Genomic DNA, 25,773 nt, shown 5'->3' on the forward strand with positions numbered 1-25,773 from the left:
GGCACGGGCGGACACCGGAAACCGCGGGCGCGCCGGGCCGGTCCGATCCATACTTTTCGGATGGACCGTCAGCGGATCTCCCGGCTCGCCCATGCCCACCACCCGATCGCGGCGCCGATGTCGGACGGGTCGGTGGCCCGGTTGCTGGACCGCGCGCTGGCCGGGCAGGAGGCCGGCCGGGTGCTCGATCTCGGCTGTGGCGAGGGTGCCTGGCTGCTGCGGGCGCTGGCCGCGCGGCCGGGCTGGCGGGCGGTGGGGGTGGACGTGGACCCGGCGGCGCTGACCCGGGCCCGGGAGGCGGCGACCGCGCTCGGTGTGGAGCGCCGAATCGGCCTGCACCACCGGGACGCCCGGGAGTTCACCGACCGGGAGCCCTTCGACCTGGTGCTCTGCGTGGGCGCCACCCACGCCTTCGGCGGGCTGCTGCCCACGCTCGCGGCGGCCCGCGAACTGCTGGCCCCGGGCGGGCGGTTGCTGGTCGGCGAGGGTTTCTGGGAGCGCGAGCCGTCCCGGGCCGCGCTGGACGGGCTCGGCGCCGTCCCGGAGGATTTCGCGGACCTGGCGACCACCACCGACCGGGTGCTCGCGGACGGTTGGACGCCGGTGTACGGGCACGTCAGCACGGCACGGGAGTGGGACGACTACGAGTTCTCCTGGACGGGTTCGCTGGCCGGGTGGGCGCTGGACCACCCGGACCACCCCGACGCGGCGGCCGCCCGCGAGGCCGCGGACCGCCACCGCGCCGAATGGCTGCACGGCTACCGGGGAACGCTCGGCTTCGTCACCTACCTGCTGCGCCGCGGCTGAACTCCTGGACGCGAGCCGCTACTTCTGCGTCCGCGCGAGGAAGTCGTCGATCAGCGGGGCGATTTCGGGCAGCTTCTCCTCCAGTGCGAAGTGCCCGGTGTCGAAGACGTGCAGTTCGGCCCCGGGCAGGTCGCGCAGGTAGGCGCGGGCTCCGGCCTCGGTGAAGAAGGGGTCGTTCCGGCCCCAGACCACCAGCGTGGGCGGCTGGTGGGCGCGCAGCCAGTCCTGCCAGTCCGGGTAGAGCTCGACGTTGGAGAAGTAGTCGAGGGCCAGTTCGACCTGGATGTCCTTGCGGCCGGGCAGGTCGAGGAAGTGCTGGTCGAGGGTCCAGCCGTCGGGGGCGACCAGACTGGGGTCGCCGGTGCCGCCCTCGTACTGGCTGCGGGTGACGTCCAGGGTGAGGATCGACCGGGCGGCCTGCTCGGCGCCGGGGACGCCGCGCCGCTGGGCGATGAACTCCCTTGCCTGGTCGGAGAGTCCCTCTTCGTAGGCGTTGCCGTTCTGGACCACCAGGCCGGTGATCCACTCCGGCCGGCGGGTGGCCAGGCGCAGGCCGACGGGTGCGCCGAAGTCGAAGACGTACAGCGCGAAGCGGTCCAGGCCGAGGGCGAGGCAGAAGCGCTCGATCACGTCGGTGAGGGTGTCGAAGCGGTACGGGAAGGCGTCGGGCGCGGGGCTGTCGCTGTGGCCGAAGCCGGGGTAGTCGGGGGCTATCAGCCGGTAGCGGGTGCCGAGGGCGTCGAGCAGCCGGGCGTACTGGTGCGAGGCGGAGGGGAAGCCGTGCAGCAGCAGGAGGACGGGGGCGTCGGCCGGGCCGGTTTCGCGGTAGAAGACGCGCAGGCCGTCGAGGTCGACGTGGCGGTGGTGGACGTGCGGGATCGTCAGCTCGCTCATGCTAACCATTAAACAGCATCTGAATGGTTAGGCAAGGGGCTTCGAGCGAGCTGACCCTCCGTCATCCACCGCTGGAGCTCACTGCTTCTGCAGCTGCTCCCGCTGCACCAGGTAGTCCAGCACTTCGGGCATCCCCTCGACGCCGCCGGCCTTGGTCGGCGAGGTGCGGTACTCGCCCTGGACGACCACCGTCGGCAGCTCGTTGATGCCGTAGCGGACGAACTGGGCGGCCGCGTCGTCCACCGACCGCGCGACCTCGGCGGAGCGGTAGGCGGTGCCGAAGCGCACGGCGTCGACGCCGTGGCGCACCGCCCAGTCGGTGGCGGCGGCCTCGGTGGTGAGGTCGGCCCGGTCGGTGTGGATCGAGCGGAAGGCACTGGTCTGCAGCTGCTCGACCAGGCCCAGGCGCTCCAGGGTGTAGTACAGGCGCGCGTGGGCGCGCTGCACGCCCTCGTCCGGGCCGCCCTGCCAGATCGCCGGCACCCGATGCAGCTCGACGTCGTCCCGGTGCTTCTCGGCCCAGGCCCGCAGCGGCTGCTCCAGCGCCTGGGAGTGGACGCAGTCGTACCAGAAGAACTCGACGGCCTCGGTGCGGGCGCTCTCACGCACCGGCTGCGGCTGATCGAGCCGGACGAACTGGGCCCCCTCGGAGGGGGGTTGATGGGAGACCGCACCGGCCTGGACGGGGGATGCGGCGATCCCGGCGGCAACGACGAGCAGGACGGTGGACCGCAGCAGCGACATCGATTTCACACCGGGCAGTTTGCTGGTGACGGCCCGTTACCGACGAGTCGCGGCGGGACGGCGGGCCCGGGTTCACCCGAACGGCGCAACTCCAGGGCGCATCATCCGGATCGGGCCGGGCAGGGCCCGTCAGCTCGCGGGATCGGCCGTCCACACCTCGGCGACCAGCCGCTGCCAGTCGTCCACCACCGCGCCCAGCTCGAAGTGCTCCAGCGCGTGCGCCCGGGCGGCCGCGCCGAGGCCCGCGCGGTTGCAGGCCAGCACCTTGCCCAGCGCCTCGGCCAGCGCCAGCGGGTCGCCCGGCGCGACCAGCGCCCCGGTGGCACCGTCCCGGACCACCTCGCGCACCCAGCCGACGTCGGTGGCCACGGCCGGCACCCCGGCCAGGGCCGCCTCGATCAGCGCGCCGGGCACGCCCTCGCTGTCGCTGGTGAGCAGCAGCGCGTCGGCGGCCCGGTAGAGCGGCGCCGGGTCGGGCAGCGGGCCGAGGAAGTGGGCGCGGGCGGCGGCCGGGTGGCGGGCCAGTGCCTCCAGCAGCGGGCCCTCCCCGGCGACGGCCATCCGGACGTCGGGCAGCCGGTCGAGCACGTCGAGGGCGAGGTCGAGCCGCTTCTCGGGTGATATCGCGCCGATCCAGGCGACCAGCAGGACGTCCGCGGGGAGGCCCAGGGCGTGCCGGGCGGCGCGCCGGGCGGCCCGGCCGTCGGCGGGCGGATAGCTCTCGGCGGCACGGGAGTTGGGGATCACCCGGACCTTGCCCTCGGGCAGCCCGAACTGCTCCTCCAGCACCTCGCGCGCCTCGTCGGTGAGCGTGGTGACGGCGGCGGCGCGGTGCATCAGTGCGCCGCCGCGCAGTCTGCGCAGCCGGTTGGCGGTCCAGTAGCGGGGGTGGCCGACGGAGACGTAGACGAAGGGGGTGCGGGTTCCGGCCAGGGCGACGGCGCAGGCGGCCAGGGTGTCGGAGCCGTGGGCGAGCACGACGTCGGCGGCGCGGGCGGCGGAGCGCAGCGCCAGCAGGGTGCCGGGGCGAAGGCGGCCGGGGCCGAGGACGGCGGCGGCGCGCGGCCGGGTGCTGTCGGGGCACCCCTCGCCGCAGGTCCCGGGAACGGCCGTCCCCGCGGTGCACACCCCCGACGCGGCCGCACCCGGCCGCGCGGGTGGCACGGCCGGGTGCGGGGCGAGGGCGCACAGCGCGGAGGCCTGGCCCCGGCGGCGCAGTTCCCGGTGGAGGTCACGGGCGAAGTTCTGGGCGCCGCCCCGGCGTTCGTCGCTGATCAGGTGCAGGACACGCGGGCGGGCTCCGGCCGAATCGGCCGCCGTGTGGTCGGGCATGGACCGACCTTGGCACAGCGCTCTGCCCGGTACAGCCCCTTCGCGCAACCTGGCGGTGGCCCGCACGCCGGCGGCCGTACACCCGGTGCGCGCTGAAGACCCGCCGTCGTGCGCCGGTTGCGACCGTCGTGCGCCCCCTCTCGCCCCCGCCGCTCCGCGGTGCTGCCCTCCGCTCCCCCGTACGCCGCGCCAAGTACCGGCTCACACCATCGGGTGGGGAACGAGCCGCGCGACGCCGATGGAGCGGTACGCGGAGGGCCCGCCCGGCGCCCGGGCGCATCGGTACGGGCCGGGGCGGGGGAACGGCCCACACCCTCGGCCGGTTACGCGGATCGGGTGAACGCGGGTTGGACCTCGGCCCCGGCCGCTCGGCAGGATGTCCGGCCGGGGCGCCCCTCGCCGCCCCATCTCCCCCTTCCCCGTTCGGATTTGGAGTCACCCGGTGTTCAAGGGATTCCGCAGCTTCCTGCTGCGCGGAAACGTGGTGGACCTCGCGGTCGGCATCGTGATCGGCGCGGCCTTCACCGCCGTCGTCACCGGGTTCGTCAGCGCCTTCCTCACCCCGCTGGTCGGGGTCGCCACCGGTGCGGTCGGCGACTTCACCCAGAAGACCTTCGAGGTGGGCGGCACCAAGTTCCCTTACGGCCTGTTCGTCAACGCCGCGATCGGGTTCGTGCTGGTCAGCGCGGTCATCTACTTCGCCGTGGTGGTGCCGGTCGGCAAGCTGCAGGAGCGCTTCGAGAAGTCCAAGCCCGCGCCGGCCGCCAAGGTGGACTGCCCGGAGTGCCTGAGCTCGATCCCGGCGGCCGCGACCCGCTGCTCGTTCTGCACCACCGAGGTCGCCCCCCGGCCCGGCCTGCCCGCCCAGTCGCAGGCGCTGCAGTCGCACTGACGCCCCGACGGCGGTCCGCGCGGCGCTCCGGTTCGAGCGCGTCCGGATCGCCCGCTCCGGGCGCTGACGGGGAACTTATTCCCGAAACATTCACGAGCCCCCGTCGCACCGTCGCCGGGGGCTCGAATGCGCCGGGCGCACGCCCCGTCCGCAAAAGTTTCTCCATGGACCCCGGGCACCCGCCGGCCGGTCACCGCAAGGCCTCCCGGCCGCCGCGTCCGGATGCTGTTCGATCACTGACGGGGTGCCAGAGTTGTCCGGAACTGAGCGCCGGTATGTCCGTTCTTACTACTTTCGAAACCTTTGTGCGAGCGAAGACTGTGTAAACACTCGAACTGCTCCCCCTCCCGCTCTCCTCAGCAGGCGCATTGTGGGCTTACCGTATGCCCCATGACCTCGCCCCGCTCCTACGACGGAGTCGGCTACCCCTCTCCGTCCTTCTCCTCCGGCACGCCGATCTACGACAGCCTCGTGGCTGAGCGCGGCGTCCCCCAGATCGCGCCCATCAACGTGCCGGCCGCCCTGCCGCCGGCACTGTCCTCCGGTTACGGATCCGGCCTCGGCCCGTCCTACGACAACCGGTACGGCAACGGGTACGAGAACGCCGGCAGCAACCTCCCCGCGCTGCCGCCCGCCCGCCTCGCCCTGGGCCCCGGCCCGAGCAGCGGTCCCTCCGCCGGCCCGGCCACGGCATACATCCCGGCGCAGTCCGCGCCGGCGTACGCCTCCGCCCCGCAGCCGCCCGTCCCCGGTTACGGCGCCCCCCAGCCGTACCAGCGGCCGCAGCCCGCCGCACCGACCTTCGCCCAGACCGCCAGCGGCGGCTACCAGCCGACCGGCGGCCAGAGCTTCGGCGGCCAGAACACCTTCATCGGCCAGGGCGGCCAGCAGACCTTCGGCGCGCAGCCGACCGGCGGACCGGCCGGTTTCGGCCAGGGCCAGCCCGGCGGCCTCCCGCAGGGCGGTCCGCAGAGCTTCGGCGGCCAGCAGTCCTTCGGCGGTCCGAACCCGGCCGGCCCCGGCTTCCAGGGCCAGGGCGGCGACCAGGGCTTCGGCGGTGCCCAGCTGCGCCCGGCCATGGCACCGGTCGCGCCGGTCCGCCCGATGCAGCCGCAGCGCCCGGGCCCGTACAGCGAGCCCGGCGGCTTCCAGCAGGGCGGCTACCAGCCGCAGGGCCAGGGCTACTGAGCACTGCCGCCCAGGGGCCGACCCCACCGGCCCGCACCCGCACCACCTGAGCACCACCCGGCGGCCCCCGAACGCCGGGCGAACGGAGAAACGGGTCATCCACGGACCGCCCGGAACGCCCCCACGGCGTACCGGGCGGTCCGTGCGCGTACCGGGTCCCGGAGACGCCGCGACCGCCGAGGGCCCGCGGTTGCCCGAGCGGCCCCCGGGGCCGTGCGTCCGGCCGCACCGCTGCTGGCAGGATGGGGGGATGCACCTCACCGGACTCCACGTCTACCCCGTCAAGTCGATGTACCGCCTGAGCCCTGACAACGCCGCGGTCCACCCCTGGGGTCTGGCCGGAGACCGCCGCTGGATGCTCGCCGACGCCACCGGACGCTTCGTCAGCCAGCGCGAGAACGCCGCCCTCGGACAGATCCGGGTCCGCCCGCTGGCCGACGGCACCCTCGTGCTGACCGCCCCCGACGGCTCCCGGATCGAGGTCGCCGCCCCCGCCGCCACCACCGGGGACCCGGTCGCCGAGGTCGAGGTCTGGGGTACCCGATTCCGCGCGGTCGAGGCCGCCAAGGAAGCGCACGTGTGGATCGGCGAACACCTCGGCGACTACCGCCTGGTGCACCTCGACGACCCGCGCGCCCGGCCCGTCGACCCCGAGTACGGCGAGCCCGGCGACACCGTCTCGATGGCCGACGGCTTCCCGCTGCTGCTCACCACCACCGCCTCGCTGGACCGGCTCAACGAGCTGATCGCCGCCGAGCACCCGGACGGCCACGAGACCCTGCCGATGGAGCGCTTCCGCCCCAACGTGGTGGTCGGCGGCTCCGAGCCCTGGGCCGAGGACGGCTGGCGCCGGATCCGGATCGGCGCGCTCACCTTCAAGGTGGTCAAGCCCTGCGGCCGCTGCGTGGTCACCACCACCGACCAGGAGAGCGGCGAGCGGCGCGGACCCGAGCCGCTGCGCACCCTGGCCCGGCACCACAAGCTGATGCGCAAGGCCGCGTTCGGGCAGAACCTGATCCCCGAGCGGCCGGCCGGCGTCGAGGGCGATGTCCTCGGCACGCTGCGCCTCGACGACGACGTCCAGGTGCTGGAGGACGGGGCGCACTGGCCGGCCGACGGGCGCTGAGCCGCCGCCGCGCCCCCTTGGGGGCGGTTCCGCGTCCCGCCCGCCGGTACGGAACTCCGGCTGTGCGCGCTCGTTGAAACAAGTGGTCGGAACCTGTGGCCGCGGTGGGCTCCCCCGGTGTCCGCGCGGCGGCGGGCCACCGGGCCGGCCGTCCGGGCGGGCCGGAACGACCGGACGGACCACCCGCCGGGGCGCGCTACGGTGGGCGGACGGCCCGCGCACCCCCGCGCCCACGGCCCGTTGATCGCCGGCACGACGAAGGTGGGGACGACAGACCGTCATGGCTGAGCACAGGGTCCGGGTCACCCAGGACAGCGCATCCCGCTGGCGTCGCCGCGCGGGCGAGTACGACACGCTCGCGGAGGCCCTGGCGGCCGCCGAGCCGGGCGACACCGTGACCGTCCGGCCGGGCACCTTCCGGGAGAACGTGCTGCTGGACAAGCCGGTGACGCTCGTCCCGGCCCAGGGCCCGGGCACCGTCCGGATCGAACCGTCCTCCGGGGTGGCGATCACCGTCACCGCCGCCGCGACCGTGAAGGACCTGGTGGTCGAGGGCGGCGACAGCTCCGCCCCGGCCGTCCTGGTCACCGGGCCGCAGGCGACGCCCGCGTTCAGCGGCTGCCGGATCGAGACCCGCTCCGCCACCGGGATCGAGATCGGCGGCGGGGCCCGGCCGACCCTGCGCGGCTGCGTGGTCGCCAACCCGGGCGGGCTCGGGCTGCGGCTGCGCGGCGAGGGGACGGCCGCCGCCTTCGAGGACTGCGAGGTCGCCGCGGCCGGCCAGGCCGGACTCGCCGTCCTCGGCGGGGCGACCGCCGTGCTGGACCGCTGCCGGGTGCACCACGCCTCCGGCGCCGGGGTGCTGCTCTCCGATCCGGGCACCGCGGCCGAGCTCACCGGCTGCGAGATCTACGAGATCCGCGGCAGCGGCGTGCAGGCCGAGGCGCAGGCGGGCGGACGACTGGTCGACTGCGACATCCACCGGGTCACCGGCAACGGCCTGACCCTGGACGGCGAGGCCGAACTGGTGCTCACCGGCTGCCGGGTGCACGACCTGCCGGAGAACGGCGCCGACCTGCGCGGGCGCGCCAGGCTCAGCCTGGTCAACAGCACCGTGCGGGACTTCGGGCGCGGGGCGCTGTCGGTCTGGGACCAGGGCACCGAGGCGGTCGCCGAGTCCTGCCAACTCCACGGCTCCAGCGGCGAGTACCCGGCCCTGTGGGTCAGCGACGGCGCCCGGCTCACCCTCACCGACTGCTCGCTGCACGACCTGCCGGACGCGCTGTTCGTCCTCGACCGGGACTCCGCCGCCGTCGCCCGGGGCTGCTCGTTCAGCCGGATCCGCAGCTCGGCGGTCTCGGTCAGCGGCGGGGCCACGGTCACGCTGGCCTCCTGCCGGGTACAGGAAGCCGGGACCGGGCTCTGGTTCCGCGACCACGGCAGCGGGGGGCTGCTCAGCGACTGCGAGATCTCCGACGTCTCCACCGGGGTGATCGTCACCAAGGGCGCCGACCCGGTGCTGCGCGAATGCACCGTACGGGCGAGCACCGACGCCGGGGTCTACGTCTCGGCACAGGGGCGGGGCACCTTCGAGGACTGCCGGGTCTCGCACGGCAAGGGCTTCGGCTTCCACATCATCGACGGGTGCCGCACCCGGCTCACCCGGTGCCGGGCGGAGCAGAACGAGCGGGCCGGGTTCGAGTTCTCCGAACCGGGACCGGTCGCCGAGGGGTGCACCTCGGACGACGTGGCACCGGCCGCACCTGCGAGCGCGAGGGCCTCCGGGCGGCCGGACCTGCCGAGCCCGCGGGGCGGACAACTGGCCTCCGGCACGCCCGCGTTGACGGCCGCCCCGTTGTCCTCGGCCGGATCCTCCGGCGGATCGGCGGCTTCGGCTCCAGCGGTTGCAGCGGCTTCGGCGGGTGCGTCGGCGACCGCCGCGATCGCGCCCATCCCGAACTGCCGGCCGGCCGACGAGGCGCTCGCCGAGCTGGACGCGCTGGTCGGACTGGCCACGGTGAAGCAGGAGGTGCGCACCCTCATCGACCTGATCTCGGTCGGCCGGCGCCGCCGCCAGGCCGGACTCAAGGCGCCCTCGCTGCGCCGGCACCTGGTCTTCACCGGCGCTCCCGGAACCGGCAAGACCACCGTCGCCCGGCTGTACGGCGAGATCCTCGCCTCACTCGGCGTGCTCCAGCGCGGGCACCTGGTCGAGGTGGCCCGGGTCGACCTCGTCGGCGAGCACATCGGCTCGACCGCGATCCGCACCGCCGCCGCCTTCGACCGGGCGCGCGGCGGGGTGCTCTTCATCGACGAGGCGTACGCGCTCGCGCCCGAGGACGGCGCACGGGACTTCGGGCGCGAGGCGATCGACACCCTGGTCAAGCTGATGGAGGACCACCGGGACGAGGTGGTCGTCATCGTGGCGGGCTACACCGCCGAGATGGTGCGCTTCCTTTCCGCCAACCCCGGTGTCTCGTCACGGTTCTCACGCACCATCAGCTTTCCCGACTACACGGCGGACGAGCTGCTGGAGATCGCCCGGGCGCAGTGCGCGGAGCACGAGTACGCGCTCTCCGAGGAGGCCGAGGGCGCGCTGCTGGAGCACTTCGCCCGGCTGGAGCGCGGCCCCAACTTCGGCAACGGGCGCACCGCGCGGCAGATTTTCGAGACCATGGTCGAGCGCCACGCGGTGCGGGTGGCGGCCCTGGCCGACCCGTCCACGGAGGAGCTCCAGCTGCTGGTCCCGGCGGACCTGCCGGCGGTGCCGCTGCCGTAGGCGGCGGAACTCCACGGCGCCTGCGGGCCGTTGGGTGTGCATGGGCATGTTGTCGACGGGCGCGGCGGGCGGATTGCTGTTACCGGCCGGGCTGGTGGTGCTGTTCTTCCTCGGCGCGGTGGTGCGGCGGTTCCGCAGGCGACCGGCGGTGGGCGGACCGGGCACCCCGACGGGTGCCCGGGGCGCGGGGGCGACCGCGACGGAGGAGCTCCATGCGCTGCTCTACCCGAGCAAGCGGGTGCAGCTGGAACAGCGGCGGGTCGAGCTGGTGCTGCGGGACGACGAGCACGACGGTGCGCCGAAGCGTACGGGGATCGACCTCGCGGGCGGGCGGGCGGTGATCCGGCGGGGGCCGGGGGCCGGGGCTGTCAACTGAGCGCTGACGGACGACAGCTGACGGATGACAGAATCTGAAATCTGTCATCCGTCAGCTGTTATCTGTTATCTGTCATCTGTCATCTGTTAGCTGTCACCTGTTGCCTGTCAGCCCGTCCAGGCGCCGCCCGCCAGGAAGGACTCCATCGCGCCCCGGTACGGTGCGATGTCGATCCGCTCTCCGGCCAGCCAGTCGTCCGAGTAGTACTTGTCCAGGTAGCGGTCGCCCGGGTCGCAGATCAGGGTGACCACGCTGCCCGTCCGCCCGGCCGCCCGCATCTCCGCGACGATCCGCAGCGCACTCCACAGCCCGGTCCCGGTGGAGGCTCCGGCTTTCTTCCCCAGCACCTGCTCCAGCACCCGCACCGCGGCGATGGAGGCGGCGTCCGGCACCTTCATCATCCGGTCGACCGACCCCGGCACGAAGCTCGGCTCCATCCGGGGCCGCCCGATGCCCTCGATCCGGGACCCGCTCCCGCACACGGCGTCCGGATCGTGGTTGACCCAGCCCTCGAAGAAGCAGGAGTTCTCCGGGTCCGCGACGCAGATCCGGGTGTCGTACTGCATGTAGTGCACGTACCGGGCGATGGTCGCCGAGGTGCCGCCCGTCCCGGCGGTGGCGACGATCCAGGCCGGCTCGGGGTGCGGCTCCAGGCGCAGCTGGGCGAAGACCGACTCGGCGATGTTGTTGTTGCCGCGCCAGTCGGTGGCCCGCTCGGCGTAGGTGAACTGGTCCATGTAGTGCCCGCCGGTCTCCTCGGCGAGTTGCGCGGAGGCCGCGTACACCTCGTCCGGGCGCGCGACCAGGTGGCACTCGCCGCCGTGGAACTGGATCAGGTCGATCTTGGCCTGGCTGGTGCTCTTGGCCATGACCGCGATGAACGGCACCCCGATCAGCTGGGCGAAGTACGCCTCGGAGACGGCGGTCGAGCCGCTGGAAGCCTCGATCACCGGCTTGCCGGGGCGGATCCAGCCGTTGCAGAGCCCGTACAGGAACAGCGAGCGGGCCAGGCGGTGCTTGAGCGAGCCGGTCGGGTGGGTGGACTCGTCCTTGAGGTAGAGGTCGATCCCCCACTCGGCCGGCAGCGGGAAGCGCAGCAGGTGGGTGTCGGCGGAGCGGTTGGCGTCGGCCTGGACCTTGCGCACCGCTTCCTTGAGCCAGGCCCGGTAGTTCGGGTCCGAGCGGTCGACGTCGACGGTCGGCTCGATGCCGGGGCTCACACCGGACTGGGTGCTCATTGGTCACTACTCCCTCGCTGCGGCCCCCCGTTGCTCACTACGAGTGTACGAGAGTCACGATAAGTGACCGTTTTCGAAGACCCAGCTTCCGCTTATCGCCCCTGGCCCCAGCCAGCCCGCTGACGCGCGCCGCCGCTCGGCTACACCGGTACCGACTGCGGGTCCGCCAGGTACGGGCCCCAGCCGAGCTCGGCCGCGCCCGCGAGCGCACCGTGCGCCAGCTCCGCGCCGACGATCGGCACCCGGCCGCTGCGCCCCCACAGGCTCCGCTCGGCGACCACCGCGCGCAGCCGGTCGGGGGCGGCCTCCAGGAGGTCGAGATGGAGTCCGCTGAGCACCACCCGGTCCGGGTTGAGGATGTTGGCGACCCCGGCCAGCCCGAGTCCGAGCCGGTCGATCACGTGCTCCACCGCCGCCCGCGCCCGCTCGTCGGTCGCGGCGGCCCAGCACAGTTCGCGAGCCTGGTCGAGCAGCGGACGCCCCGGCTGCGGGGTGAGGCCGGCGGCGGCGAACAGCGCGTCCGGGTCGGTCTCGGAGTTGAGGCAGCCCCGGTTGCCGCACATGCAGGGACGGCCCTGCGGGTCGACGGTGAGGTGGCCGACCTCCAGGGCGAGCCCGGCACTGCCGGTGTGCAGGTGGCCGTCGATCACCAGGGCGCCGCCGACGCCGCGATGGCCGGAGGTGACGAAGAGCAGGTGGCGGGCTCCTCGCCCGGCGCCGTGCCGGTACTCGGCGAGCGCGGCGAGGTTGGCGTCGTTGGCGATGGCGGTGGGCAATGGGTGCACCGCCAGCGGTCCGTGGTCGGCGCGACCGACCTCGACGTCGTACAGGTCCGCGACCGGGGTGCCGCTGGGCCAGGCGAAGTGCAGTGCGGCGAGCGCGGTGCCGTCCGGTTCGGTGACCGGGTTGGGCAGCGCGAGCGCGGCCGCCAGGCAGCGGCGGCTGGTCGCGCGGGCCAGTTCTGCACCGGCCTGGGCGACGGCGCGCAGCATCCGCACCGGGTCGGTGGCGGCGGGCAGCGGCAGGTGGACCGGCGGGTCGAGGAGGCCGCCGAGGCCGGCCAGGGTGACGCTCAGCCCGTCGGCGTGGATCTGGCCGGCGACCACGACCGGACCGTGGGGGTCGATCGCCAGCCGGTGCGAGGGTCGGCCGCGGCCGCCGCCGGCCGGGCGCGAGTCGACGGTGATCAGCCCGAGCGCCTCCAGCTCGGCCGTGACCGCGCCGGCGGTGGCCCGGGTGACGTCCAGCGCGCGGGTGAGCGCGGAACGGGTGGGCGCCTGACCGGTGTGGATCAGCGAGAGCGCGGGGCCGAGCAGCGTCCGACCCCGGTCGGGGGCCGCGCGGCGGTGGGCGTCGCGCTGCGCGTCGGGGTCGGTCCCGGAGCGGGGCCGCGGGCTTGATGGTGAGAGCTGCACGCCCCTATTGTGACTTTGTGCCGCTTCGAAACAAAATCCGTTCCCACCGCCACGCCGACGAATCCCTCCCCCAGTCTCGCAGCACACCCCCGGCGCCCGACAGACCCTGGGGCGCCGCACGACTCGCACTCACCGCCTTCTTCGCCCTCGACGGCTTCCTGTTCGCCGCCTGGGTCGTTCGCATCCCGGACGTCCGGAGCCAGGCCAGTGCCTCGCACAGCGCCCTCGGGCTCGCTCTGCTCTGCCTCTCCGTCGGCGCCGTGCTCACCATGCCGCTGGTCGGACGGCTCTGCCTCCGCTACGGCTCGCGGCCGGTCACCGTGGGCTCGCTCGCCCTGCTCAGCCTCGCCGTACCACTGCCCGCGCACGCCCACTCGGTGCTGTCGCTCGGCGCCGTGCTCCTGCTGTTCGGCGCCGGGTACGGCGGCGCCAACGTCGCCATGAACAGCGCCGCCGTCGACCTGGTGGCGCAGCTGCGGCGGCCCGTCATGCCCAGCTTCCACGCCGGGTACAGCCTCGGCGGACTGGTCGGTGCCGGGTTGGGCGGGCTGCTCGCCGACCGGCTGACCACCGCTTGGGCTCTCGCGCTCGGCGGACTGCTCGGACTGGCCGTCACCGTCGGCGCGGGCGTCGTGCTGCTGCGCAGCCCGGCGGCGCCGATGGTCGCGCCGGAGCGCGGCGGGGCAGGGGCGGAGGCAGGGGCAGGGGCCGGTGCCGGGGCCGGGGAAGGTCGCGCCGCCGCGGGAACTGCTCGGGACTCCACCCGCCGCCCGACCGGGGCGCCCGTCCGACTGCTGGTGCTGGTACTCGGGCTCACCGCGCTGTGCACGGCGTACGGCGAGGGTGCCATTGCCGACTGGACCACCCTCCACCTCACCGACGACGTGCACGCGAGCGCGGGGACGGCCGCCGCCGGGTACGCCGCCTACGCCTTCGCCATGACCAGCGGGCGGGTGGGCGGCACCTGGCTGTCCATACGGCTCGGTCAGAACCGGCTGATGCTGCTCGGCGGCCTGACCGCGGCGGCCGGGATGCTGGTGGCCGCGCTGGCCCCGGCGGTACCGGTGGCCATCGGCGGGTTCGTCCTGGTCGGCCTGGGGCTGGCCAATCTGTTCCCGCTCGCTATCGCACGCGCCGGCGCGGCGGGCGGACCGCAGGGCGTCGCGCTGGCCTCGACGCTCGGGTACGGGGGCATGCTCGTCGGGCCGGTGGTGATCGGCTTCCTCGCCGACGCGGCCGGGCTGCCGCTGGCCCTCACCACGGTCGCCGTCGCGGCGACGACTGCGGCCCTGCTGCCGTTCGCGGTCGGGCGGCGCGGCTGACAGGCGACGGATGACAGATGACAGATGACAGATGACAGCGAACGGATAACAGATTTCATCATCTGTCATCCGTTCGCTGTTCGCTGTTCGCCGTCACCTGTTCCGCGGCCGTCCGCACAAGTGGCAGGATGCGGCCTCATGACCACCAGCGGACGCATCCAGGTACTGCGGGCGAGTGAGCGCCCGGCCACCCCGTGGCTCAACGGGGGCGGGGTGACCAGGGAGGTCGCCGGGTTCCCCGTCGGGGCCGGGCTGAACGACTTCGACTGGCGGGTCAGCCTCGCCGACGTGGCCTCGGCGGGGCCCTTCTCGCCGTTCCCCGGGATCGACCGGGTGATCACCCTGGTCGAGGGCCCCGGCATGGTGCTCACCGTGGACGGTGTGGAGCGGTCGGTCGACGCCCCGTTCCGCCCGTTCGCCTTCCCCGGCGACGCCACCACCGACTGCCGGCTGCTGGGCGGTGAGGTGGTGGACTTCAACGTGATGACCCGCCGCGGCCGGACCGAGGCCACCGTGGACCTGGTCACCGAGCCCGGCACCGTCCAGGTCCTGCCCGCCACGACCGTGCTGCTGGTCTGCCTCGCCGGTGCGGCCGCCGTCGACGGCGCCGAACTGACCCGCTACGACGCCGCGTTGCTCGACGCACCCGGCACCCACCAGCTGCGGCCCGATGGCGTCACGGCCGTCATCACCTTCCGCGCCGCCGGCACTGCGAAGGCCACCACCACGAGCTGAACGGCCACCGCCCGTGCCCCGGAGCACCCCGAGGCACGGGCAGCGCCACTCGGCCGCGCGGACCGCGAACCGTCAGCCGCAGAACACCGGCGTGGCGTGCGCCGGGTCCAGGGCGTTGGTCACCAGGTGCAGCGCCGTCGGCGAGAAGGCGATCGCCACGTGCTCGGCCGGCGTGACCGGACAGTGGTCCTGCAGCACCTCGTTGTCCACGTCCGGCCCGTTGAGGAACTGGGTCCGCCACGGGGTCACGACTTCGTCGTACACGGTCGAGATCACCGTGTAGTGCACGCCCGGCACGGTGTCCGCCCGCGAGGCCATCGTGGCGTTGAAGCCGGAGCCCACCGCCTGGTCACGGCAGGCCTGGCAGACCGTGTAGATCAGGTCGGCCACCCCGGGGAAGTACGGCGCCAGGTTGGTGATCCCGTCGAGGGTCGTGCCGTGGTTGGACGGCGCCAGGCCGATCAGCTTGTCCACCTTCGAGGCCCCGCCGAGGAACTTCAGGTAGTAGTTCGGCAGCATGCCACCCTGCGAGTGGCCGACGATGTCGACCTTGGCGGCACCGGTCGCGGTCCTCACCAGGTCGACGAAGTGGCCGAGTTGGGCCGCCGAGGCGGGCACCGCCCCGAGGCCGCCGATCGGCAGCAGCAGGCCGCTGCCGGTGGAGGTGATTCCGGGGACGGTGCCGTAGTCGAGGGCGAAGACGCAGTACCCGAGGCCCTTCAGCAGCGGGGAGAGCGCCAGCCAGTTCTCGTAGCGGTTGGCGAAGGTGCCGTGCACCAGCACCACCGGGTCGGGGTGCGCGGCGGACGGTCGGCAGTTCCAGTCGTTGGCGCCGGGCGGCGAGGCCACCGTGTCGCCGTCGGGCGGGAGTTCGGCCGCGGTGGCGGCGGCCGGTGCCGCCGCCGGTGCCGCCGAAGCGGGCGCCGCCGCCGCGCCGGCCAGCAGCACGCCGGCCAGTACGGCCGCACCGAAGGCTCCTCCGAGCCGTCGGCGCAAGGGAGTTGCGGAGAAGCGGAGAAGTGGGGTTCTCAACTGTTGCCTCCACGGCGGAAGTTTGTTACCAACAGGTAACCCGAGTGGCTCAATGATGCGGTCGCCCCTCCGGCCCGGCCCTTGGGCGTTCCCCAGACCTGGACGGTGTTCTCTGTGACCGGTCACAACGCACCCCACTGCACCCCCACGACCCACTCCGCCCCAGCGCCCACCACCCGCCCCGGCGAGCCCTCCGCCGACTCCCCCACCGGCACCGACCACCCCACCCGGTGGCGCGTCCCGGTGATCGGCGGACTCCCTGCGGACCAGCGACTCCTGGGCGGCGCCCGCGAGTTGGCCACGAGCGTGGTCACCGCCCTGCTGGACCGCGTGCCGGTCTACCGCCGCCTCCCCCGCGAGCAGCTCACCGGCGAGCTCACCCGGGACGCCGAACGCCGCATCCGCGCCCTCGCCCACGCCGTGCGGACCGGATCGCCGGCCCCCGCAGAGGAGTTCACGGACGTACGGGAGGCCGCCGCCCGCCGCGCCGAGGAGGGCCTGCCACTGGACGCGGTGCTGCTCGCCCACCACCTCGGGCTCGAAGTCTGCTGGGAGTTCCTCACCCGGGACGCCCACGCCGGTGACGCCGCCGACCTGCTGCTGCTCAACCGCCTGCTGCTCGACCAGCTCCGCCGGGCCGCCACCGCCGCCGGTGCCGGCTACCTGGACGGGCAGCGTTCGGCCGGCGACCGACGCTCAACCGCCCGGCAGTCCCTGCTCACCGCACTGCTCGCCGGCACCTCCACCGAGGAGGCCGCCGCCCGGGCCGGGACGGAGCTTCCGGCGGGCTACGCCGTGCTCTGCCTGTCCCTCGCCGACCACCCGGACGAGCACTCGCCCGGCATCGACCCGGGCATCGCCGCCCGCCGCAAGCTCCGCCGCTTCGGCGCCGAACTCGACCACCGCACCCGGCGGTCGGCGCTCACCTCGCTCACCCCCTCGGGCGGCCTGGTGCTCGTCCCGCTGGACACCCCGCCGGACCGGTCCGCCGGTCCGACGGACGGGCGGGTGGCGGACGAGCTGTGGCCTCAGCTCTCCGCCGCCCTCGCCGCCGCGGCCCGCGCCGCCGGCGTTCCCGTCCTGGCCGGAGCGGCCACCGCGGCACCGGGGGAGGTGCCCGGCGCCGCCGCCCTGGCCTACGAAGTCCTCGACGTGGCAAGGGCCTTCGGCCGACCGCCGGGGCTGCACCGACTGGACGACGTCCTGCTGGAGTACCAGCTGACCCGGCCCAGCCGGGCCCGCTCCCGGCTGGCCGCCCTGCTGGAACCGCTCGGCGACGGCGGGGAGTTGCTCACCACCCTGCGCACCCACCTGGCCGGCGGCCTCAACCGCCGCCACACCGCGAGCGCCCTGCACCTGCACCCGAACACCGTCGACTACCGGCTGCGCCGGATCGCCGTCCTCACCGGCCTGGACCCGGCCCGCCCGGCCGACCTCCTGCGGATCACCGCCGCGATCGCCGCGCGGACCGCGGAGCAGTCGGCCGCCGCCCGCCGCTCACCGAGCGAACCGCCTTCTCCCGCCGTTCAGTTGTGACATGGCGCGGCCCGCGCCACCGGGTACGGGATGGCGCGGGCCGCGGTGACACACCGGTGCTCAGCAGTTCAGGTGGGAGTAGGCGCCCACCCAGCTGTCCGGCGCGGCCGAACGGCACCCCGGTCGACGAACCGTCAGGAAGCGGGAGAGTTCGGCCGAAAGATCTGCAGAACGATCCTCAGGCCTGCTCCCCCGGCAGCCGCAGGTCCCATCCGACCAGGGCCCGCAGCTGCTCCGCCGACACCCCGTCCGGCACCGGCCGGGGCGGTTCGTGGCGCAGCGGCGGCTGCCAGCCCTCCTCCTCGCTCCAGCGGCGGACCACCTTGGCCGGGGCGCCGGCCACCACGCTGTGGTCGGGCACCTCGCCGCGCACCACGGCGCCCGCCGCGACCACCACGTTGCGCCCGATCCGAGCCCCCGGCATGATCACCGCGCCGGTGCCGATCCAGCTGCCCGCGCCGATCTCCACCGGCTCGTTGCGCGGCCACTGCTTGCCGATCGGCAGCTCGGTGTCGCGGTACTCGTGCGCCTGGTCGCTCACGTACACACCGGGGCCGGTCCAGACGTCGTCGCCGATGACGATCGACTGGTGGCCCACGATGTGGCTGTCCCGGCCGATCACGCAGCCGCCGCCGATCCGCACGATCGGCTCCGGGCCGAGGTCGAGCCCGGGCAGGAAGCCCGCGCTGATGGTGACCCGCTCGCCGATGATCGAGAACGGCCCGATGGTGATCCACTGCTCGTTGAACACCGCCCCGAGCGGGAAGGCGAGGCTCGTGCCGTCACCCAGCTCGCCGAACCGGTACGGGCCGGGGTTCCGGTTGGTGACCGCACCGGTCCGCTGCATCCAGCGCCAGCCCCGGTGGACGAGGTGTCCGGCGGCCCGGCGGCCACCGGCCCGGACGGCGGAGAGGAGGGAACGGGTTATCGGCATGCGCTCACGTTACCGGCCCGTAGGATCCGCCCGTCCGCCGGGAGGCCGACATCACACCCGTCCCGGCAGCCACCCCCGTCGCTTCGGCGCACCGCTCCGACCGGCCGTCGCGCGCCGGCCCCACGGCCGTCCGAAATCCGCCACCGCTGTCGGACCCCGGTGGGAGACTGCGCCCCATGGAGATCACCGAGCACATCGACGCGCTGCGCCGCGAGGGCGCCCTGCTGGCCGACGCCGCCGCCCGCACCGACCTCACCGCGCCCGTCCCGACCTGCCCGGACTGGCGGCTGGGCGACCTGGTGCGGCACGTCGGCCAGGTGCACCGCTGGGCCGCCGCCTACCCGGCGAAGGGGCTGGGGGCCGTGCTGGACGAGGTGGGCGGAAAGGCCGTCATCGGTCCGGACCCCTCGGACGCCGCGTTGCTCGACTGGTTCCGCGAAGGCCACGCGGCACTGGTGACGACGCTGTCGGAGGCGCCGTCCGACATCGAGTGCTGGACCTTCCTGCCCGCACCCAGCCCGCTGGCCTTCTGGGCCCGCCGCCAGGCCCACGAGACCGCCGTCCACCGCTTCGACGCCGACGCGGCGGCCGGCTCCCCTGGCCCGGCCGTGGACACCGCGCTCGCCCTGGACGGCATCGACGAACTGCTGCGCGGCTTCATGGCCCGCGGCCGGGCGAAGGTGCACAGCGACAGCCCCCGCACCGTCCGGATCCGAACCACTGACGGCCCGGGCTCCTGGCGCCTGGCCGTCTCCCGCGAGCCGCTCACCGTCACCACCGAGGAGAGCCCCGAACCGGCCGACCTGACCGTCACCGGCCCGGCCCGCGAGCTCTACCTGCTGCTCTGGAACCGACTGACGGTCGAACAGGCCGAACGGCAGGCGCAGCCCGGTCTGATCGAGCTCAGCGGGGACCGGAGCCTGCTCGACCTCTGGCGGGACGGTGCGACGATCCGCTGACCCTCCGGTGGCCCACCGACGCCCCACCGCGCCGGCCCGCCCGGTCACCGACCCGGGCGGGCCGGATCCGAACCACGGGCCCCTAACTCCGAGCCCGCCCGTCGGCCGGCCCGCCGGTCGGCTCAGCCTCAGCGCACCGTTCTCGGCGCACCCGGCCTCAGCGCACCCAGCCTCAGCGCACCCAGGCGGCCGGCCGCTTCTCCAGGAACGCCCGCATCCCCTCCTGCGCCTCCGCCGACCCGAACAGCCGCGCCGACAGCTGCACCAGCTCGTCCGCGTCCCGCTGGAAGGACCGCACCACCTCGGCGTTCGCCAGCCGCTTCGACTCCGCCAGCCCCTGCGGCGAGCCCTGGCGCAGCGCGTCCAGCAGGCCCTTCAGCACCACTCCGGTGTCCTCGGTGGACCCGGCGGCCTGGGTGATCAGCCCGATCCGGGCCGCCTCGGCGGCGTCGAAGACCTCGCCGGTGAGGTAGTAGCGGGAGGCGGCGCGAGGCTCCAGCTTGGGGCGCAGCGGCAGCGAGATGACGGCGGGCGCGAGGCCGAGGCGGACCTCGGTGAAGGCGAAGGTCGCGGCCGGTCCGGCGATCGCGAGGTCCGCCGCGCCGATCAGGCCGAGGCCGCCGGCCCGGGCGTGCCCGTCGACCACGGCGATCACCGGCTTGGTGCAGTCCACGATCGCCTTCTGCAGCTCGACCAGGCCGCGCGGGCCCACCGTCGGGTCCGCGCCGGTCGCCTCGGAGAGGTCCGCGCCCGCGCAGAACACCTTGCCGGTGTGGGTGAGCACCACCGCACGCACGTCCCGGTTCGCCGCGGCCATCGCGAGTCCGGCGTGCAGCTCGGACATCAGGCGGGAGGAGAGCGCGTTGCGGTTGTGCGGCGAGTCGAGGGTGAGCGTGGTGACGGCGTCGGCGGTGGTGACGCGGACGAGGGGCTCTGCGCTGGTCATCGGCGTGGGCCTGCCTTCCGGCTGAGGGTGGGTCGGACTGCGGGCGCGATCCGGGGGTGCCCGGACAGCGCCGGCACGACTCTGGCACGCCCACCCGCCCCTCGGCCAGAGCCAACCGCGGCCCGGCGGACCGGAGCGGTCGACGGCCGGACGGAAAACCGCTGGTCGCGGCGGTCCGCCGCCCGGCAGCATGGGCGCCATGACCACCGAGACCCCCGTCCTGCTGCTCGCTCCGCGCATCAACGAGACCGGCCTCCAGCTGCGCACCGCCGCCGGGCTGCGCGGACTGCGGGCGTTCACCGCCGCCTCCTGGCGGGCGCCGCGCGAACTGCTCGGCGCGCCGGTGCACGTGTACGGCGGGCCGCTGTTCGCCGACGCGGTCGGCCGGGAACTAGGTCTCGCCCTGCTGGAGCCCGCCGAGGACTGGCTGGCCCGGCTGCCGCTCGCGCTGACAGGTCGGCGGGTGTCCGCGACCACGCTGGCCGAGGCCCGTACGCGGCGCGGCCCGGCCTTCGTGAAGCCCCCGGCGGACAAGCTGTTCGCCGCCCGGGTCTACGCCGACGGCGGCGCGCTGCCCGGTCCCGACCTGCTGGACGGCGACACGCCGGTACTCGTCAGCGAGGTGGTGCGGTTCCGCGCCGAGTACCGGCTGTTCGTCCTGGACGGTGCGGTGCGGGCCGGTTCGCGCTACGCGGTGGACGGCGACCTGTCCGTCGCTCCGCTCGGGCGGGACGCCTCCGAGGTGCCGGCCTTCGCCCGCGACGTACTGGCCGCCTCGGCCGAGCACGCCCCGCTGCCGAGCGCGGTGGTGGTGGACGTCGGACGGACGGACCGCGGCTGGGCGGTGGTGGAGGCCAACGCGGCCTGGGCGAGCGGGGGTTACGCCGCCGAGCCGGAGGACGTCCTGGACGTCGTGCTGCGCTCCTCCGGTCCGGACGCCCAACTGTCGAGCGCCGACGGGCCGTTCCGACGCGCACTGCCCGAAGTGGTGCGCTGAAGGGGCGGGTTGGTCACGCCGATCCGATCGGCCGGCGCCACCGCGTGCGCCACCGCTTGCGGCGCCGCTTGCGACGCCGACGGGCGATGGCGCACGATCGTGCGCCATGACCACCAAGCACCTCACCCACATCACCGAGCCGCCCGGCGTCGCCCCCGGGACCGGCTACACCCAGGTCGTCACCGGCAGCGGCCGACTGGTCCAGGTCTCCGGGCAGGTCGCCTTCGACGAGCACCGGAACCTGGTCGGTGCGGGTGATCCGAAGGCCCAGGCCCGGCAGGTCTTCGAGAACCTCCGCCGCTGCCTGGCCGCCGCCGGGGCCGACTTCTCGGACGTCGTCAAGTTCACCTTCTTCATGACCGACATCGCCCACCTCCCGGCGATCCGGGAGGCCCGCGACGAGTACCTGGGCGACCTCCCGCTCCCGGCGGCCTCCGCGATGCAGGTCGCGGCGCTGTTCCGGCCGGACGTGCTGATCGAGATCGAGGCGATGGCGATCGTCCAGGAGTAGCCGCGGCGCGTCACAGGGGCGCGGCTCGGCGCGTCACAGGGGCGCGGCTCGGCGCGTCACAGGGGCGCGGCTCGGCGCGTCACAGGGACGCGACCCGACGCGTCACGCGACCCGCAGCCGTGCGTCCCGCCGCCCGGCCCACCGGACGGCGGGGCCCATCGCCAGGCCAGCCGCCGCCAGCACCGCGCCCAGGACGGCCCATCCGGCCAGCCCGAAGCCGATCACCGCGGTGCTGACCAGCGCCGGACCGGCCATCATCGCGGCCGCCGTCCCGGCGTTGAACACGCCCTGGTAGGCGCCGTGGCCGCGCTCGCCCGCGAGGTCGTAGCTCAGCGCCCAGCCGCCCGCCTGGCCCATCACTTCGGCGAGCGACTGCAGCGCGACCCCGGCCAGCGCCACCACTGCGGCGACGATCCCCGGCAGTCCGTGCGCGAGGGCGATGACCAGGCAGGAGGCGGCGAGCAGCAGCCCGGCCCGACGGCACGCCCGGGCGGCGGCCGTCCGCTCCTCGGTACCGCGGGTGGCCCGTACCTGCAGGGCGATCACCATCAGGGTGTTGACGATCAGGCTGCCCGCGACGGTGATCCGCGGCGCTTCCGTGTGCTGGACGATCCACAGCGGCACGCCCACCTCCAGCACGGCGAACTGCAGTCCGAGCACCGAGCACAGCAGGGTCACCATCAGGAACGGCCCGTCGCGCAGTGCCGGGTTGCCCCGGCGGCCCTGCTTGCCGCCCTTGTCGGCGGGGTCCGACGGGTTCGCCGTGCCGGTCCTGCTCGCCATACCGGACCCGCTCGCCATACCGGACCCGCTCGCCGTCCCCGTCACCGCGGGCAGCCGGTGGAGCAGGAGCGCGACGGCCACGTAGGACACGGCGTCGGCCAGGATCGCGGTCAGGTAGACCGCCCGGGTGTCGAGTTGGAGCGCGATCGCGCCGAGCCCCGTTCCCAGGCAGATGCCGATGTTGGTCACCACCCGCAGGTGCGCCCGGCCGGCCACCCGGCGGTCGGCGGGCAGCACCTCGGCGTAGAGGGCGTTGCGGGCCGCGGAGGATCCCCGGTCGACGGCGGAGACGGCGCAGGCCAGGGCCACGAAGGCCGGGTAGCTGTGCACGAAGGCGTACCCCGCGGTGCCGATCGCCTCCGCCGAGACCAGTGCCACCAGGACCCTCCGGGCGCCCCAGCGGTCGGCGGCCCGGCCGGCCGGCACGCTGGCGACGACCCCGCAGAGGCCGGCCGCGGTCATCCCGAACCCCAGCTGGGCGGCGCTCAGGCCGAGCACCCGGGTGAAGAACAGCACCGCGACGGACAGCGAGAGGCCGTTTCCCACCGTGTTGACCAGGGTGATCCCGGCCAGCCGGCGGACCGTCGGGTCCGGGTGCAGGCGGCGTCGGAGGGCCTCCGGCAGGCGGCCGGCCCCGGCCGGTTCGGGCATGGCGAAGGACGGTGCGGAGGACTCCGCCGGTGAGGTGGTCATGCCGACGATTCCACCGGCGGACGGGGTGGACCGGCTATTCCTTTAGGCTCTGGCTAAAACTCCGCGGGTCGGCAGTCGGACGTCGGCAGCCGGACGTCGGCAGTCGAAGCGCCGGCAGTCGCACGTCGGCATCGGAAGGACAACGCCCGTGCACCGCTTCACCCTTCGCCTGGCCGACCTCGCGACCACCTGGTTCGCCTACTCCCCGATCCTGGAGGCCACGCTCAGCCTGCGGATGTGGACCCACCCGGGCGTGTACCGGCTGCAGAGCCGGGCCTTCGAGCGACTCCGGCCCTCGTTCGAGCGCCTGGACTCCCGGCTGCTGCTGTCCCTGGTCGCCGACAACCGCTGGGTCCCCGACTTCCTGACGCCCCGTCCGTCCGCCCCCGCCCCCGAGTTCCGCACCGAGCTCGCCACCGTGCGTGGGCTGCCGCCGGAGCTGCTGCGCGGCGAACTGGAGCAGACGTTCCTCCCGAACGGACAGCCGCTGCCCGACCTGCTCGAAGCCGGACTCGCCCGTCCGGAGCGGCTGTTGGCGCGGATCTGCGACGCGTTGGAGGAGTACTGGGAGACGTGCCTGGCCCCCACCTGGTGGCCGCAGGCCCGCGCGGTGCTGGAGGCCGACCTGGTGTACCGGGCCCGGGTGCTCGCCCAGCACGGCGCCGCGGCCCTGTTCACGGACCTGGACCACCGGCTGCGGTGGACCGACGGCGTGCTCTCGATCAACCGGCAGTGGACGGACGGGGACGTGGAGACCGCGGTGGACGGCCGCGGGCTCGTCCTCTGCCCGACCTTCTTCGTCAGGGGCGCGATCACCATGATCGACAGCAGCCGCGCGCCGCAGATCAGCTACCCGGCACGCGGGCAGGCGGGCATGGCCGACCAGGGCTCACCGGTGCCCCCGCAGGCCCTGGAGGCACTGGTCGGCGCACCAAAGGCCCGGCTGCTCGCACTGCTCGCCGAACCGGCCTCCACCACCGAGCTCGCCTACCGCCTCGGCGTCACCCCGGGCGCGGTCAGCCAGCACCTCTCGGTCCTGTCGGCCACCGGCCTGGTCACCCGGGCCCGGCACGGCCGCTCGGTGCTGTACCGGCGCAGCGTGCTCGGGGACGAGCTGACGGGCGGCAGGTGACAGCGAACAGACTTCAGGGCAGCGCCCACGGCGCCCACGGCGCCTGGCAGTCCGCGAACAGCGCGGCCCCGGGCCAGTTCCGCCAACCGCTACCGCTACCGCGCGGCCATCGCCATCAACTTGCGCGCCGCCCGGTTCTGCCGCAGCAACTGCGCGAAGGTGGTGTGCCCCTGCGTGGTCCGGGCGAACGCCCGCCACGCCGCCGGCACCAGGCAGACCGCCGCGTGGAACAGGTACGGCCGCCGCTCGAAGGCACCCAGCAGCTGCTTGCCCGCGCGCATCTCCACACCCAGCCCGGCCTTCACCGCGAACGCGTAGTTCAGCGCCTCACGCCGCACCGCCCCGGCGTCGCCCGCCTCCGCGACCCGCACCGCCCACTCACCGGCCAGCCGGCCCGAGCGCAGCGCGTACGAGATGCCCTCGCGGGTCCACGGCTCCAGCAGCCCGGCCGCGTCCCCGGCGACCAGCACCCGGCCGCGGGAGAGCGGCGAGTCCTCGGCCCGGCAGCGGGTCAGGTGCCCGGACTCGACCCGCGGGGTGAAGCCGGACAAGCCCAGCCGCCGGATGTAGTCGGCGAGGTACTGCTTGGTCCGCTCACCGTCGCCGCGCGCCGAGATGACACCCACGGTCAGGCTGCTGGTCTCGGTCTTCGGGAACACCCAGCCGTAACTGCCGGGCAGCGGACCCCAGTCGAGGTGGATCCGGCCCGACCAGTCGGCGGCCACCTGCGGCGGCACCGGGATCTCGGCCTCCAGACCGAGGTCGATCTGGTCGAAGGTGACGCCCACGTGGCGGGCGATCCGGCTGGCGCTGCCGTCCGCGCCGACCACCGCGCGGGCCTCGAAGCTGCGCCCGTCGGCCGCCGTCACCAGCGCCGTCCGGTGCTCGCCGCCGCGCTGCTCGACCCCGGTGACGGTCACCCCGGTGACCAGCACCGCCCCGGCCTGCTTGGCCGCCTGCACCAGGCGCAGGTCGAACTCGTCCCGGTTGACCAGCCCGAACAGCATCCGCCGGGACCGGCGCGTCCGGGTGTACCGGCCGTCGTAGGCGAAGGTGACGGCGGACACCCGGTCCTGCAGCGGCAGTTCGAAGTTCGGCGGCAGGCTGTCCCGGGACGGGCCGATGATCCCGCCGCCGCAGGTCTTGTAGCGGGGGTGCTCGGCCTTGTCGAGCAGCAGCACCCGGCGGCCCTGCGCGGCGGCGGCGTACGCGGCCGAGGCCCCGGCCGGTCCGGCGCCGACCACCACGACGTCCCAGACGCCGTCGGGCGGCAGCGGCGCCTCGTCGAGCGGGCTGTCGCGCGGGCTGTCGAGCGGGCTACGGGAATCGGGGCTTCCGGAGTCAGTCACGTCGAGCAATCCTATGCGTCCGACCACCGGCCCGGACGCCGCACCACCCACCG

At 74.5% G+C, this 25,773-nt stretch carries 23 protein-coding genes; 13 read left to right on the forward strand and 10 right to left on the reverse strand.

The annotated features are described in order from the left end of the window. The first annotated feature begins 60 nt into the window (after nucleotides 1-60). A complete protein-coding gene (locus ACZ6Z8_RS37275) occupies nucleotides 61-807 on the forward strand; it encodes an SAM-dependent methyltransferase (RefSeq protein ID WP_465614408.1) in 747 nt (248 codons plus the stop codon). An 18-nt stretch (nucleotides 808-825) separates the two neighbouring features. Here the strand turns inward: ACZ6Z8_RS37275 and ACZ6Z8_RS37280 are convergent, their stop codons facing one another. The 3 genes from ACZ6Z8_RS37280 to ACZ6Z8_RS37290 form a co-directional block, all read right to left on the reverse strand. Beyond that, nucleotides 826-1,701 carry an alpha/beta fold hydrolase gene (locus ACZ6Z8_RS37280; protein WP_465614409.1) on the reverse strand — a complete coding sequence of 292 codons (876 nt, stop codon included), beginning with the start codon at nucleotides 1,699-1,701 and terminating at the stop codon, nucleotides 826-828. A 78-nt stretch (nucleotides 1,702-1,779) separates the two neighbouring features. Beyond that, nucleotides 1,780-2,445 carry a thiol:disulfide interchange protein DsbA/DsbL gene (locus ACZ6Z8_RS37285; RefSeq protein WP_465614435.1) on the reverse strand — a complete coding sequence of 222 codons (666 nt, stop codon included), beginning with the start codon at nucleotides 2,443-2,445 and terminating at the stop codon, nucleotides 1,780-1,782. A 129-nt stretch (nucleotides 2,446-2,574) separates the two neighbouring features. Continuing rightward, nucleotides 2,575-3,777: a glycosyltransferase family 4 protein gene (locus tag ACZ6Z8_RS37290; protein WP_465614410.1), complete on the reverse strand. Its 1,203-nt coding sequence runs from the start codon at nucleotides 3,775-3,777 to the stop codon at nucleotides 2,575-2,577. 442 nt (nucleotides 3,778-4,219) lie between these two features. Between ACZ6Z8_RS37290 and mscL the strand changes: the two genes are divergently transcribed. From mscL to ACZ6Z8_RS37315, 5 genes are all read left to right on the forward strand, one after another. Then, the gene (gene mscL / locus ACZ6Z8_RS37295) at nucleotides 4,220-4,669 is read left to right on the forward strand and encodes a large conductance mechanosensitive channel protein MscL (RefSeq protein WP_465614411.1); all 450 of its coding nucleotides are present in this window, start codon (nucleotides 4,220-4,222) and stop codon (nucleotides 4,667-4,669) included. A gap of 390 nt (nucleotides 4,670-5,059) precedes the next feature. Beyond that, nucleotides 5,060-5,857: a DUF6643 family protein gene (locus tag ACZ6Z8_RS37300; RefSeq protein WP_465614412.1), complete on the forward strand. Its 798-nt coding sequence runs from the start codon at nucleotides 5,060-5,062 to the stop codon at nucleotides 5,855-5,857. A gap of 250 nt (nucleotides 5,858-6,107) precedes the next feature. Beyond that, the gene (locus ACZ6Z8_RS37305) at nucleotides 6,108-6,983 is read left to right on the forward strand and encodes an MOSC domain-containing protein (RefSeq protein ID WP_465614413.1); all 876 of its coding nucleotides are present in this window, start codon (nucleotides 6,108-6,110) and stop codon (nucleotides 6,981-6,983) included. Between the two features lie 280 nt (nucleotides 6,984-7,263). Beyond that, nucleotides 7,264-9,762: a right-handed parallel beta-helix repeat-containing protein gene (locus ACZ6Z8_RS37310; protein WP_465614414.1), complete on the forward strand. Its 2,499-nt coding sequence runs from the start codon at nucleotides 7,264-7,266 to the stop codon at nucleotides 9,760-9,762. 46 nt (nucleotides 9,763-9,808) lie between these two features. Next, nucleotides 9,809-10,138, forward strand: coding sequence for a DUF6191 domain-containing protein (locus ACZ6Z8_RS37315; protein WP_465614415.1), 330 nt, complete (start codon nucleotides 9,809-9,811; stop codon nucleotides 10,136-10,138). A gap of 107 nt (nucleotides 10,139-10,245) precedes the next feature. Here the strand turns inward: ACZ6Z8_RS37315 and ACZ6Z8_RS37320 are convergent, their stop codons facing one another. Continuing rightward, complete coding sequence (locus ACZ6Z8_RS37320) at nucleotides 10,246-11,376, reverse strand: PLP-dependent cysteine synthase family protein (protein ID WP_465614416.1); 1,131 nt, start codon at nucleotides 11,374-11,376, stop codon at nucleotides 10,246-10,248. Nucleotides 11,377-11,516: 140 nt separating this feature from the next. Then, nucleotides 11,517-12,791, reverse strand: coding sequence for an ROK family protein (locus tag ACZ6Z8_RS37325; protein ID WP_465614417.1), 1,275 nt, complete (start codon nucleotides 12,789-12,791; stop codon nucleotides 11,517-11,519). A 17-nt stretch (nucleotides 12,792-12,808) separates the two neighbouring features. Here ACZ6Z8_RS37325 and ACZ6Z8_RS37330 point away from each other — a divergent pair, with 17 nt between their 5' ends. After that, nucleotides 12,809-14,113 carry an MFS transporter gene (locus tag ACZ6Z8_RS37330; RefSeq protein ID WP_465614418.1) on the forward strand — a complete coding sequence of 435 codons (1,305 nt, stop codon included), beginning with the start codon at nucleotides 12,809-12,811 and terminating at the stop codon, nucleotides 14,111-14,113. A 138-nt stretch (nucleotides 14,114-14,251) separates the two neighbouring features. Next, a complete protein-coding gene (locus ACZ6Z8_RS37335) occupies nucleotides 14,252-14,848 on the forward strand; it encodes a HutD/Ves family protein (RefSeq protein ID WP_465614419.1) in 597 nt (198 codons plus the stop codon). Between the two features lie 72 nt (nucleotides 14,849-14,920). Here the strand turns inward: ACZ6Z8_RS37335 and ACZ6Z8_RS37340 are convergent, their stop codons facing one another. After that, on the reverse strand, nucleotides 14,921-15,844 hold the full coding sequence (locus tag ACZ6Z8_RS37340) for an esterase/lipase family protein (protein WP_465614437.1): 924 nt from the start codon (nucleotides 15,842-15,844) through the stop codon (nucleotides 14,921-14,923). A 150-nt stretch (nucleotides 15,845-15,994) separates the two neighbouring features. On the opposite strand from ACZ6Z8_RS37340, the gene ACZ6Z8_RS37345 reads away from it, so the two are divergent. Next, nucleotides 15,995-17,416 (forward strand): PucR family transcriptional regulator, encoded by a 1,422-nt coding sequence (locus ACZ6Z8_RS37345; RefSeq protein ID WP_465614420.1) that lies wholly within the window; start codon nucleotides 15,995-15,997, stop codon nucleotides 17,414-17,416. Between the two features lie 178 nt (nucleotides 17,417-17,594). On the opposite strand, the gene ACZ6Z8_RS37350 is transcribed toward ACZ6Z8_RS37345, so the two are convergent. Next, nucleotides 17,595-18,350: an acyltransferase gene (locus tag ACZ6Z8_RS37350; RefSeq protein ID WP_465614421.1), complete on the reverse strand. Its 756-nt coding sequence runs from the start codon at nucleotides 18,348-18,350 to the stop codon at nucleotides 17,595-17,597. A gap of 176 nt (nucleotides 18,351-18,526) precedes the next feature. Between ACZ6Z8_RS37350 and ACZ6Z8_RS37355 the strand changes: the two genes are divergently transcribed. Beyond that, nucleotides 18,527-19,309 (forward strand): maleylpyruvate isomerase family mycothiol-dependent enzyme, encoded by a 783-nt coding sequence (locus tag ACZ6Z8_RS37355; RefSeq protein WP_465614422.1) that lies wholly within the window; start codon nucleotides 18,527-18,529, stop codon nucleotides 19,307-19,309. A gap of 172 nt (nucleotides 19,310-19,481) precedes the next feature. Here ACZ6Z8_RS37355 and ACZ6Z8_RS37360 read toward each other — a convergent pair whose 3' ends face one another. Continuing rightward, nucleotides 19,482-20,255, reverse strand: a complete 774-nt coding sequence (locus ACZ6Z8_RS37360; RefSeq protein WP_465614423.1) for an enoyl-CoA hydratase family protein — start codon at nucleotides 20,253-20,255, stop codon at nucleotides 19,482-19,484. A 199-nt stretch (nucleotides 20,256-20,454) separates the two neighbouring features. On the opposite strand from ACZ6Z8_RS37360, the gene ACZ6Z8_RS37365 reads away from it, so the two are divergent. Further along, nucleotides 20,455-21,252: an ATP-grasp domain-containing protein gene (locus ACZ6Z8_RS37365; protein WP_465614424.1), complete on the forward strand. Its 798-nt coding sequence runs from the start codon at nucleotides 20,455-20,457 to the stop codon at nucleotides 21,250-21,252. Nucleotides 21,253-21,358: 106 nt separating this feature from the next. Continuing rightward, nucleotides 21,359-21,763, forward strand: a complete 405-nt coding sequence (locus tag ACZ6Z8_RS37370; RefSeq protein WP_402828385.1) for a RidA family protein — start codon at nucleotides 21,359-21,361, stop codon at nucleotides 21,761-21,763. Between the two features lie 102 nt (nucleotides 21,764-21,865). Here ACZ6Z8_RS37370 and ACZ6Z8_RS37375 read toward each other — a convergent pair whose 3' ends face one another. Further along, the gene (locus ACZ6Z8_RS37375) at nucleotides 21,866-23,239 is read right to left on the reverse strand and encodes an MFS transporter (RefSeq protein ID WP_465614425.1); all 1,374 of its coding nucleotides are present in this window, start codon (nucleotides 23,237-23,239) and stop codon (nucleotides 21,866-21,868) included. A gap of 148 nt (nucleotides 23,240-23,387) precedes the next feature. Between ACZ6Z8_RS37375 and ACZ6Z8_RS37380 the strand changes: the two genes are divergently transcribed. Further along, nucleotides 23,388-24,371 carry an ArsR/SmtB family transcription factor gene (locus ACZ6Z8_RS37380; protein WP_465614426.1) on the forward strand — a complete coding sequence of 328 codons (984 nt, stop codon included), beginning with the start codon at nucleotides 23,388-23,390 and terminating at the stop codon, nucleotides 24,369-24,371. A gap of 95 nt (nucleotides 24,372-24,466) precedes the next feature. On the opposite strand, the gene ACZ6Z8_RS37385 is transcribed toward ACZ6Z8_RS37380, so the two are convergent. Next, the gene (locus ACZ6Z8_RS37385) at nucleotides 24,467-25,645 is read right to left on the reverse strand and encodes a geranylgeranyl reductase family protein (RefSeq protein WP_465614438.1); all 1,179 of its coding nucleotides are present in this window, start codon (nucleotides 25,643-25,645) and stop codon (nucleotides 24,467-24,469) included. Nucleotides 25,646-25,773 lie beyond the last annotated feature (128 nt).

It is taken from the genome of Kitasatospora sp. NPDC101108 (assembly GCF_055584725.1).

What these genes read in the sequence shown, in the direction of transcription:
- ACZ6Z8_RS37275 (WP_465614408.1), top strand. Translation starts at nt 61, where the DNA reads ATGGACCGTCAGCGGATCTCCCGGCTCGCCCATGCCCACCACCCGATC.
- ACZ6Z8_RS37280 (WP_465614409.1), bottom strand. Translation starts at nt 1,701, where the DNA reads ATGAGCGAGCTGACGATCCCGCACGTCCACCACCGCCACGTCGACCTC.
- ACZ6Z8_RS37285 (WP_465614435.1), bottom strand. Translation starts at nt 2,445, where the DNA reads ATGTCGCTGCTGCGGTCCACCGTCCTGCTCGTCGTTGCCGCCGGGATC.
- ACZ6Z8_RS37290 (WP_465614410.1), bottom strand. Translation starts at nt 3,777, where the DNA reads ATGCCCGACCACACGGCGGCCGATTCGGCCGGAGCCCGCCCGCGTGTC.
- ACZ6Z8_RS37300 (WP_465614412.1), top strand. Translation starts at nt 5,060, where the DNA reads ATGACCTCGCCCCGCTCCTACGACGGAGTCGGCTACCCCTCTCCGTCC.
- ACZ6Z8_RS37305 (WP_465614413.1), top strand. Translation starts at nt 6,108, where the DNA reads ATGCACCTCACCGGACTCCACGTCTACCCCGTCAAGTCGATGTACCGC.
- ACZ6Z8_RS37310 (WP_465614414.1), top strand. Translation starts at nt 7,264, where the DNA reads ATGGCTGAGCACAGGGTCCGGGTCACCCAGGACAGCGCATCCCGCTGG.
- ACZ6Z8_RS37315 (WP_465614415.1), top strand. Translation starts at nt 9,809, where the DNA reads ATGTTGTCGACGGGCGCGGCGGGCGGATTGCTGTTACCGGCCGGGCTG.
- ACZ6Z8_RS37320 (WP_465614416.1), bottom strand. Translation starts at nt 11,376, where the DNA reads ATGAGCACCCAGTCCGGTGTGAGCCCCGGCATCGAGCCGACCGTCGAC.
- ACZ6Z8_RS37335 (WP_465614419.1), top strand. Translation starts at nt 14,252, where the DNA reads ATGACCACCAGCGGACGCATCCAGGTACTGCGGGCGAGTGAGCGCCCG.
- ACZ6Z8_RS37350 (WP_465614421.1), bottom strand. Translation starts at nt 18,350, where the DNA reads ATGCCGATAACCCGTTCCCTCCTCTCCGCCGTCCGGGCCGGTGGCCGC.
- ACZ6Z8_RS37355 (WP_465614422.1), top strand. Translation starts at nt 18,527, where the DNA reads ATGGAGATCACCGAGCACATCGACGCGCTGCGCCGCGAGGGCGCCCTG.
- ACZ6Z8_RS37360 (WP_465614423.1), bottom strand. Translation starts at nt 20,255, where the DNA reads ATGACCAGCGCAGAGCCCCTCGTCCGCGTCACCACCGCCGACGCCGTC.
- ACZ6Z8_RS37365 (WP_465614424.1), top strand. Translation starts at nt 20,455, where the DNA reads ATGACCACCGAGACCCCCGTCCTGCTGCTCGCTCCGCGCATCAACGAG.
- ACZ6Z8_RS37370 (WP_402828385.1), top strand. Translation starts at nt 21,359, where the DNA reads ATGACCACCAAGCACCTCACCCACATCACCGAGCCGCCCGGCGTCGCC.
- ACZ6Z8_RS37375 (WP_465614425.1), bottom strand. Translation starts at nt 23,239, where the DNA reads ATGACCACCTCACCGGCGGAGTCCTCCGCACCGTCCTTCGCCATGCCC.